We start from the raw sequence: 10,268 nt of genomic DNA on the forward strand, positions 1-10,268 counted from the left end.
GGCGGCGAGCCCAGCGAATGAACACGAGAACACAGCTGCGGAGAACGCAGAGCGTAAGCGATCCCGATTCGTCTATCAAGATGATGAGGCGATAAGAAAAGCCGTTCAACTGGGCTCAGATGCGCCGTCTGCTCGTGTACATGAAGCCCTATAAACGCCAACTGCTGCCGGTATTGTTGGTAATGATGGTTCTGGGTACGCTTACGAAACTGGCAATCCCATTTCTCATCAGCTATGCCATTGACCATGCGATACAGCCCGCTGACGGGAACCCATCGCTGCGTATGCTGTACATGATCGCGGGAACGGTGTTTGGACTTTATATTGTGCAGTGGGGCGCCAATGCGTTCCGTATCAAATTTATGAATGTGATTGGCCAGCGCATTATTCATGATCTGCGAGGGGATCTGTTCAAGCACATTCAGAAGCTGTCATTCCAATTCTATGACAAGCGTCCAGCTGGTTCCGTGCTAGTGCGCGTGACGAACGACGTCAATTCCTTGCAGGAACTGTTCACGAACGGTGCTGTCAACACTCTGATTGATTGCATGCAGCTGGTAGGTATCATCATTATCCTCTTGTTCTTGAATGTTCAGCTTGCACTGGCAGTTATGATTACGGTTCCAATTATGTTCTTAGTATCGACGAAACTGCGGAAGAAGATCCGCTTCGCTTGGCAGGACGTCCGCATGAAGCAATCGCGGATTAACTCTCACTTGAACGAGGCGATCCAAGGCGTTCGTGTCACACAAGCATATGCACAAGAACAGCAGAACATGGAATTCTTCGATCATATGAACAATGTGAATAAGAAGTCTTGGGATCGCGCTTCTGCCATGAACCAATCGTTCGGACCTGTTATCGAGATAACAAGTGCTGTAGGTGCATTTATTCTATTCATGTACGGTTCATACTTGATTCAGAGTCATGTGATAACAGTTGGGGTACTATTCGCTTTTGCCCAATACATCGGGAACTTTTGGGAACCTATTAATCGCTTGGGGCAAATGTATTCGCAAATGCTAATTGCCATGGCTTCTTCGGAACGTATCTTTGAATTTATGGATGAACAGCCATCCATTGGGGATACAGCGAAGTCGGAAGTGCTTCCACCGATCCATGGCGATGTGGAGTTCGAGAATATATTGTTCGAATACGAGAAGGGACGTCCTGCGTTGAAGGGCGTATCGTTATCAGCCAAGGCAGGCGAGTCTATCGCGTTGGTCGGACACACAGGTTCCGGTAAGAGTACGATTATCAATTTATTGTGCCGTTTCTACGATACGACAGAAGGCCGTGTCACTATTGACGGTCATGATATTAAGCAAGTTACAATTGAAAGTCTGAGATCGCAGGTTGGTATTGTATTGCAAGATACCTTCATCTTCTCCGGGACGATACGAGATAATATTCGCTTCGGTCGTCTCGATGCAACAGATGCGGAGGTAGAAGCGGCAGCACGTGCCGTGTATGCACATGACTTCATTGCAAGTATGAAAGATGGCTATGACACTGAGGTCGAGGAACGCGGAAATGTGCTGTCCATGGGTCAGCGTCAGCTTATCTCGTTCGCACGTGCCTTGCTTGCAAACCCTAGAATATTAATTCTTGACGAAGCAACTGCAAGTATTGATACCGAGACTGAACTGAAGATTCAAGAAGCATTGAAGACGTTGCTGCAGGGTAGAACCTCCTTCATTATTGCGCACAGGTTGTCTACGATTCGCAATTGTGACAATATCGTTGTGCTTGATCATGGGGTTATTCAGGAACAAGGTACACATGATCAATTGATGAATCTGCGTGGCACTTATTACAATCTAGTAGCGGCACAGTATAAGTACATGTAGTCACGCCGCGTGTAGCGGTGGAGCGATTCTGCTGCTAGTAATTGCTTCTGTGTCTTGTACAATCGTATAGGGAATTGATGAAAGAGGCGGCCGAATTGATCGGTCGCCTCTCTTGTTGGCAGGGAACGTGGTAACAGCAGATGACTCAGTTTGCAAATAGGAACCTGAACAGGTAATGTAAAGGGAGAACAGAGTTCAGGGATTGAGACAGGAGGACTAGGATGGGTCGTAAAACGGCATCGCGGCAATGGTTATGGATTGCTTCATGCGGCGTGGGATGCACGCTGCTCTTGCTCGTTGGCTTTGGACTTGGAATTGCGGATATTATCTATCCTGCTTCTGTTCCGTTTGCGGATGCGCCTGGGGTGAAGACTTCACCGACAACAGATACCGCCACCCACTCGGAGCAAGAGATGCGTATCGCTGCTCTTGGCGATTCTTTAACAAGAGGTACTGGCGACGGAACGGGACAAGGATATGTACGTCGTGTGTTGAGTACGCTTGAGAAAAACAAGGAAAAGCCGGTTACGCTTCTGAACAATCTGGCAGTGAACGGGCTTCGTGCAGATCAGCTTGTGGAGCGAATAGAGAAGGATAGTGCGGGTTATGTATTGAAGCAAGCGAATGTCATCCTACTAACGATTGGCGGCAACGACTTATTCCAAGGTGCTCAATCGGAACAGATGAGCGCCAAGGAAATGCAGCTCGATACACTCATAGCCAAGGTGGATGCAGGCATTGTCCACTTGAAAGAGGTACTGACTCAACTGCGTAAATGGAACCCGGATGCGCTTATCATCTATGTAGGACTATATAATCCATTCTCGGATCTGCAGGCGATGCGAGAAATAGGAAATGCCGTCGTTCAGAAATGGAACGATTCAGCTTATGCGTTTATCAATAAGGACAAGAATATGATGATGGTTCCAACCTACGATTTGTTCCAGCGGAACAGCAGCAAATATTTATCTTCTGATCATTTTCATCCTAATGGAGACGGATATGATGCCATTGCGAAGCGGATTGTGCAGAGCATTCAATAATAGAAGGACACTAGAGGACGGCCGGGAGGTGGCTTAGTGATGGAGCATGCGAAGGAAGTTATATTATCTGTAGAACATGTGAAGAAGAAAATAGGCTCTAAGCTGATTATTAAGGATGTAACCTTCGAGGTTCGAGCAGGCGAAATTTTTGGCTTCCTCGGGCCGAATGGATCTGGTAAGACGACGACCATTCGAATGCTGGTGGACTTAATTACTCCCACTTCAGGCCGGATTCAAGTATGTGGTCTGGATGTGAATCGAGATCCAGAGCGGGCACTGCGGCATGTTGGCTGTATCGTAGAGAACCCGGAAATGTATAACTTTCTGACAGGATGGGAAAATTTAGAACATTTCGCACGGATGGTAAGCGGCATTGGTCAAGAACGTATTCAAGAAGTTGTCGAGATCGTTGGGTTGTCGAATCGAATTCATGATAAAGTGAAGACCTATTCATTAGGCATGAGACAACGGCTTGGGATTGCGCAAGCACTGCTTGCTGAACCGAAGCTGCTCATTCTGGATGAACCTACGAATGGATTAGATCCACTCGGCATTAAGGAGCTGCGATCATTTATCCGTACGCTGGCTGACAGTGGTATGGCTGTGTTCGTCTCCAGTCACTTGTTAAGTGAAATCCAATTGATGTGCGATCGCGTTGCGATTATCAGCCATGGTGAAGTACTCGCTGTAGACGATGTCGAACAGTTGCTTACGGGACGCAATCAATTCGTAGTATGGCAGGCTCAGCCTGCGGAGCGGGCTATGGAGCTGTTAGCAGACAATGAAGGAGTTACGATCTATAGCCGAGAAACTGCGCCGATTGATGAGTCTACCTTGATCGGGATACCTGACTACGCAATCGTAACAGAAACTGCACCGGACATCATTCCAGAACTGAATCGCAAAATGATGCATGCTGGCATCCGAATCGAAGGAATCCAGCATATTATGCCTACCCTTGAACAGCTATTTTTAGAATTAACGGAGGGTGAACGCATTGAGTAGCTTGCTGCCGCTTATCCATAATGAAACGTTAAAAGTGTTGAAGAAAAAACGATTTTATGTCATCATGCTCATATTGATCGTGCTAATTCCTGTCTTCACCTATGCGCAAATGAAGATGGCGGAGAACAGTAGGGCGAAGTTTAAAGATGACTGGCGACTGGAGTTGCAGCAGCGTATCACCGATATTCAAAATTCGCTCGGAAGCGACCGAATACCCGAAGAATGGAAGAAGTATCGGCTCATTATGCTGCAGCAGCTGCAATATTATTTGGATCATGATGTGAACCCGAGTGAGCCGAACGGAGTGACCTTTACCCGTACTTTTATGGACAATGCAGTGACACTGTTCATTCCGCTGCTTGTTATGGCGATTGCTTCGGACATCGTTTCATCGGAGCGGTCTACCGGCACGATCAAGATGCTGCTGACTAGGCCGGTTCGCAGGTGGAAGGTATTAATGAGCAAATGGGTTGTCCTGATGATGTTTACCGGAATCATTGTCGTGATGACAGCACTGCTTGCATATTTGATTTCAGGTGCTGTATTCGGCTATGGAGGATGGTCATTTCCGATATTTACCGGATTCTCAGTAGCGGGCACGAACGTAGATTTCAATGCCGTACATACGCTTCCTTCATGGCTGTACTTGCTTATGCAATGCGGTCTGATCTGGTTCTCCAGCATCGTAGTGGCAGCACTGGGGTTTATGATATCTGTGCTCGTCCGGAGCACAGCAGCAAGTATTGTAACCTTAATGGCTACCCTGATTGCAGGTACCATCTTGTATAATATGGCCTCTTCTTGGCCGACTGCCAAATATCTGTTCATGATTAACTTGAAATTGACGGACTACATGGCGGGTACACCAGCCCCTGTAGAAGGAATGAGCTTGCCGTTTTCGCTTGCTGTATTAAGTGTATGGGGCATTATTTCCCTATTCATTGCATTCCGTGTCTTTACGAAACAGGACATCTTGAATTAAAATATACAAGAATGCGAAACATCTGTTTGCATCCGGACGATATAAGTAATGGAGCATTTTGTTCCTCTCGTCCGGCAGCGGCAGATTTTCTTTTGCCAACGAAGGTTGGAACGCTAATAAGGTAGCATTTTATTTATGAAGCACGCATTTTGGTATGAAGCACGTATTATGGAATGGAACACGCATGATTATTGATTATGTACTACATGTATTTTTGAAGGAGGAGCATGAATGGTCGAGCAAGTCGATATGTTCGGACAGTCGCCTGAGAATGGGGGGGCATCTGGCAACCGCAATTCTGAGTATGGGGCTGACGACATTCAAGTGCTCGAAGGGCTTGTCGCGGTACGCAAACGGCCAGGGATGTATATTGGCAGTACAAGCTCTTCGGGGCTGCATCATCTGGTATGGGAAATCGTAGACAACGCTGTCGACGAGCATCTCGCCAAATTTTGCTCTCAGATTGATGTGACAATTCACAAGGACCAGTCGGTCACCGTTCGAGACAATGGACGAGGAATTCCGACAGGTATGCATAAGACAGGGGTACCGACCCCGCAGGTCGTCTATACGATCTTGCATGCGGGTGGTAAGTTCGGTGGTGCAGGCTATAAGAAATCTGGCGGTCTGCACGGCGTTGGCGCTTCAGTCACGAATGCGTTATCGGAATGGCTTGAGGTGGAGATTTGTCGAGAAGGCAAGATTCATCGCATGCGCTTTGAGACATGGACGGATAAGAAAGGCAAGGAGCATGTCGGCGAACCGGTAACGGGGCTGGAGATTGTCGGTAATACGAATCGCACAGGTACGAAGGTAACGTTTAAGCCGGATGCGAAGGTATTCCATGGCAATATTCATTTGAATTATGACAATCTTGCTGAACGATTGCAGGAGATTGCATTTTTGAACTCTGGCTTACGGGTCACATTGAAGGATGAGCGGACAGGGAAGGAAGAAACTTTCCTATATGAAGGCGGAGCAAGCGAGTTTGTACGTTTTTTAAATGAAGATAAAAACGTGCTGCATGAAGTGATTCATTTCACTGCTGAGAAGGATGATATTGAGGTTGAGATTGCACTTCAATATAACGATGGGTATACGGAGACAATCGTATCGTTCGTAAACTCGATTCCAACTCGTGGCGGCGGTACGCATGAGACAGGGTTCAAGACAGCCTACACGCGTGTGATGAATGAATATGCGCGCAAGAACAGCTTGTTAAAGGAAAAAGATAAAAACCTAGATGGCAACGACCTGCGTGAAGGCATGATGTCGGTTATTAACGTGAAGATGTCCGATGTGGAATTTGTCGGTCAGACGAAGGATCAGCTTGGTAGTGCCATTGCTAGGGGCGCTGTAGATACAATCGTAGCAGAGCATATGAGCATTTTCTTGGAGGAGAACCCACAAACTGCACAAATGCTTGTCAAGAAGGCCATTCAGGCGTCGAGGGCGCGTGAAGCGGCACGTAAGGCAAGAGAGGATGTGCGCTCAGGCAAGAAGCGCAGCGAAAGCTCGAACCTGAACGGCAAGCTGACACCAGCGCAGTCGAAGGACTATACACGCAATGAGCTCTTCATCGTCGAAGGGGACTCGGCGGGCGGTTCTGCGAAGCAGGGGCGCGATTCCAAGACGCAGGCAATCCTGCCGCTGAAGGGAAAGCCGATGAACCCGGAGAAGGCCAAGCTGGCCGACATCTTGAAGAATGATGAATATCGAACAATTATCCATGCAATCGGAGCGGGTGTAGGCTCCGACTTCGATGCGGATGAGAGCAACTACGCGAAGATCATTATTATGACAGATGCCGATACAGACGGTGCACATATTCAGGTGCTTCTGCTCACGTTCTTCTATCGTTATATGCGTCAGCTCATTGATAAGGGCAAGGTATATATTGCACAGCCTCCGCTCTATAAGATATCGCATAAGAAGGGCAAGCACTCGACGGTTCGCTATGCTTGGACGGACGAGCAGCTTGCCAGCTACGTAAAGCAGTTCGGACAAAGTGCTGAAATTCAACGTTATAAAGGTCTTGGCGAGATGAATCCCGATCAACTGTGGGAAACGACGATGGATCCGGAGACAAGAACACTGCTGCAGGTGCAGATCGATGACGCAGCCAAGGCGGAGCGCCGCGTGACGACATTAATGGGCGACAAGGTGGAGCCGCGTAAGCGCTGGATCGTAGAGAACGTTGATTTTGCGGAGTTCGAGGAATAGAAAGGTGAGAGACACATGAGCGTATCGGAACAATTCAAACCCGCGTTCTTGGAAGACGTGGTTGGCGACCGCTTCGGGCGCTATTCCAAATATATCATTCAAGATCGCGCGATACCCGACGTCAGGGACGGTCTCAAGCCGGTACAGCGACGCATCTTGTATGCGATGTATGAATCCGGCAACACACCGGACAAACCGTACCGCAAGTCCGCCAAAACGGTCGGGGACGTCATGGGTAATTACCACCCGCACGGGGATTCTTCGATATATGACGGCATGGTGCGTATGGCGCAGCCATGGAAGATGGGGCATGTCCTGATTGACGGTCACGGCAACTGGGGGTCAATCGATGATGATCCGGCAGCTGCAATGCGTTATACAGAAGCAAGATTATCTTCCATTGCGATGGAGCTGCTTCGGGATATTGAGAAAGACACGGTTCCGTTCCGTCCGAACTTTGATAATACGGAAGAAGAGCCTGTTGTATTGCCTTCGCGCTACCCGAACTTGCTCGTAAATGGCGTTAGTGGGATTTCGTCCGGTTTTGCAACGGAAATTCCGACACACAATTTGCGGGAAGTGATTGAGGCATGCATCGCCATGATCGACAAGCCTGAGATTGATCTGGATGAGATTATTAACATTGTGCAGGGTCCAGACTTCCCTACAGGCGGAATCATCATGGGTGCGGAAGGCATTCGCGATGCATATCGTTCGGGTAAGGGTCGCATTTACATTCGCGCGAAGACGGATATTGAGGAGATGCGCGGTGGTCGTCAGCAGATCGTCATTACCGAAATCCCGTATCAGGTCGTGAAGTCGCGTCTCGTTACCGCAATGGAGAACATCCGGTTGGAGAAGAAGGTAGACGGCATTGCAGAGGTTCGTGATGAAAGTGGACGCGAAGGGATGCGTATCGTCGTTGAACTGAAGAAGGACGCGGATGCGAGCGGCATTTTGAACTATTTATTCAAGAAGACGGACTTACAAGTGACTTATAATTTCAACATGGTAGCGATCGTGAACAAGGCTCCGATGCAAATGGGCATTTTGCCTATGCTCCAAGCCTACATTGAACACCAGAAGGAAGTTGTCACGAATCGTACCCAATATGACTTGTCGAGGGCAGAAGACCGGGCACATGTGCTGGAAGGCTTGGTCAAGGCGCTTGATATATTAGATGCGGTTATCGCGACTATCAAAGCTTCGAAGAATCGTCAGGATGCACAACACAACTTGATTGAACAATTTGGCTTCTCTGAACGTCAAGCTGATGCGATCTTGACATTGCAACTGTATCGCTTGACGAATCTGGAATTGACTTCATTGATGAAGGAATTAGAGGATATTCGCAAGAAGGTTGCCGATCTTCGCTCGATTCTAGAGAGCAGCAAGAAGCTGATGAAGGTAATTAAGAAGGAACTGACGGATATTCGTGATCGATATGGAATTGATCGCCGTTCAGTCGTGCAGGGAGAAGTTGAGGAAATCAAGGTAAACCTTGAGGTCATCGTAAATGCTGAAGATGTTCTCGTCACCTTGTCCAATGATGGATACATTAAGCGGACGAGTCAACTATCCTTCACACGATCTGGCGGAGAATGGGATGCATCTGGCGTTAAGGAAGGCGACTACATCCGTCAAATTTATGAAGTGAACACCTTGGATCGCCTGCTTATCTTTACGCAGCGTGGACAATATTTCTCCTTGCCTGTCCATATGATTCCAGAGTTCAAGTGGAAGGACAATGGTACAGCCATCGTCAATGTGATTCCGATTGCGAAGGAAGACTCTATCGTAGCTGTCATTCCAGTCAAGTCATTCGCAGACGAGTTGAGTTCGCTCTTGTTCGTTACGCGTCGTGGCCAAGTGAAGCGTACGATGCTTAAGGAATACGAAACCAACCGCACAGGGGCAGTCGCTGCTTGTAAAGTAGCAGACCAAGATGCGTTGTTGGCTGTCATGCTCAGTGATGGGGCAGCAGATCTTCTTCTCGTGACAGAGCAAGGAATGTCTATCCGATTTACAGAAGCGGAAGTGAATCCGATGGGACGTGCAGCTGGTGGTGTTCGTGGAATGCAGCTTAAGGATGACGATGCAATCACAGCAGCTCTTCGGGTCACTGGTGAAGAGGGCGAGATTACGGTTCTAACGGATATTGGATGGGGCAAGCGTTCGTTGCTGCTGGATTACCCAACACAGGGACGCGGCGGTAAAGGAATGGCTACATTCGAGTTCAAAGAAGGGAAGCGAGTGAAGCCGAATGGGAAGAAGTTAATCGGCGCTTACTTCAGTAAGGAATCGTATCCGATTACGATCATTACGGAACAGGGACACTTGCATCAGCTTATAACTGAACATGCCCCTCTTATGGATAAGAGAGCGCAAGGCCGAAGCTTGGTTGCAATCGATAAGGAAGATAGTATTGTAAATACGACGATTATTACCCCACCATCCGTCTAATCGAATGGCTTATGCGGTGGATTCAACACATCGTGCAGGGTATTGATAATCTCTAATAGGACCCACAATGGTACTGGCTCATCGAGTCGTTCTATCCATTGTGGGTCTTTTATGATCCCGATCTCCATTGCTTTGCGGAAAATACCGGATTTGTCCTGATCCATTGTGTCCCCTCCTCGCAGTTAAAGCATCAAATTAGTGAGAAGTTGGTGTGCAGATGCCTATACAACAGTATATGTGCAAGTTGATTGCTTGGTTCCTGAACTTTCTTTGGCAACAAATTTGTAATTAAATGGTATTATGCTAAGATTAGGGATGTTCTATCTACTTTGCTGTGGTATAATTTAGGTGTTTGTAGATCGACATGGAATAAAGGGGGAGTCGTTTGCATGCATGCAACCGAATTTGCCAAGCTATGGTCGAAGTTATCCAAGGATTATAAGTCAATGATGGACGAGTCCCTGGCGCCAAGCTTGACAGAGAGCCAGTTAACCGTATTAGAGCGAATTGCGGAATATGGGAAGGTTAAGCCTTCTGATCTGTTGCCCCACTTAGCTACGACTCCTGCTGCGATTACAACATTGATGGATCGGATGGAGAAGAATGCTCTAATTATTCGAGAGCGAGACCAGGATGATCGTCGAATTGTGTGGATCCAGGCAACCGAATTCGGAGAACAGGAAATGCGCCGTGGAGTCGCTA

The 10,268-nt window shown here is 47.8% G+C and carries 7 protein-coding genes and 1 pseudogene; 7 read left to right on the forward strand and 1 reads right to left on the reverse strand.

Annotated features, from left to right (window positions below):
* From AZ66_RS22220 to gyrA, 6 genes and pseudogenes are all read left to right on the forward strand, one after another.
* Positions 1-1,850, forward strand: a pseudogene (locus AZ66_RS22220) (ABC transporter ATP-binding protein); the annotation flags it as partial.
* Positions 1,851-2,071: 221 nt separating this feature from the next.
* Positions 2,072-2,893, forward strand: a complete 822-nt coding sequence (locus tag AZ66_RS22225; RefSeq protein WP_021259140.1) for a GDSL-type esterase/lipase family protein — start codon at positions 2,072-2,074, stop codon at positions 2,891-2,893.
* Positions 2,894-2,932: 39 nt separating this feature from the next.
* Positions 2,933-3,898 (forward strand): ABC transporter ATP-binding protein, encoded by a 966-nt coding sequence (locus tag AZ66_RS22230; protein WP_044356848.1) that lies wholly within the window; start codon positions 2,933-2,935, stop codon positions 3,896-3,898.
* Positions 3,891-4,880 carry an ABC transporter permease gene (locus AZ66_RS22235; RefSeq protein ID WP_044356849.1) on the forward strand — a complete coding sequence of 330 codons (990 nt, stop codon included), beginning with the start codon at positions 3,891-3,893 and terminating at the stop codon, positions 4,878-4,880. Before AZ66_RS22230 ends, AZ66_RS22235 begins: the two co-directional genes overlap by 8 nt.
* 231 nt (positions 4,881-5,111) lie before the next feature.
* Positions 5,112-7,103: a DNA topoisomerase IV subunit B gene (gene parE, locus AZ66_RS22240; protein WP_021259137.1), complete on the forward strand. Its 1,992-nt coding sequence runs from the start codon at positions 5,112-5,114 to the stop codon at positions 7,101-7,103.
* A gap of 15 nt (positions 7,104-7,118) precedes the next feature.
* Positions 7,119-9,566 (forward strand): DNA gyrase subunit A, encoded by a 2,448-nt coding sequence (gene gyrA, locus AZ66_RS22245; RefSeq protein ID WP_044356851.1) that lies wholly within the window; start codon positions 7,119-7,121, stop codon positions 9,564-9,566.
* On the opposite strand, the gene AZ66_RS32055 is transcribed toward gyrA, so the two are convergent.
* A complete protein-coding gene (locus AZ66_RS32055; protein ID WP_021254612.1) occupies positions 9,563-9,730 on the reverse strand; it encodes a hypothetical protein in 168 nt (55 codons plus the stop codon). The genes gyrA and AZ66_RS32055 overlap by 4 nt on opposite strands.
* A 225-nt stretch (positions 9,731-9,955) precedes the next feature.
* On the opposite strand from AZ66_RS32055, the gene AZ66_RS22250 reads away from it, so the two are divergent.
* Positions 9,956-10,268: MarR family winged helix-turn-helix transcriptional regulator (locus tag AZ66_RS22250; protein ID WP_044356853.1), on the forward strand; the 313-nt coding region annotated here is incomplete at its 3' end.

It is taken from the genome of Paenibacillus sp. E194 (genome assembly GCF_000935845.1).
In the GTDB taxonomy this organism is placed as follows: domain Bacteria; phylum Bacillota; class Bacilli; order Paenibacillales; family Paenibacillaceae; genus Paenibacillus_B; species Paenibacillus_B alvei_B.

Bases quoted from the DNA above. Each gene is read 5' to 3' on its own strand.
- AZ66_RS22230 (WP_044356848.1), top strand. From the start codon at position 2,933: ATGGAGCATGCGAAGGAAGTTATATTATCTGTAGAACATGTGAAGAAG.
- gyrA (WP_044356851.1), top strand. From the start codon at position 7,119: ATGAGCGTATCGGAACAATTCAAACCCGCGTTCTTGGAAGACGTGGTT.
- AZ66_RS32055 (WP_021254612.1), bottom strand. From the start codon at position 9,730: ATGGATCAGGACAAATCCGGTATTTTCCGCAAAGCAATGGAGATCGGG.
- parE (WP_021259137.1), top strand. From the start codon at position 5,112: ATGGTCGAGCAAGTCGATATGTTCGGACAGTCGCCTGAGAATGGGGGG.
- AZ66_RS22225 (WP_021259140.1), top strand. From the start codon at position 2,072: ATGGGTCGTAAAACGGCATCGCGGCAATGGTTATGGATTGCTTCATGC.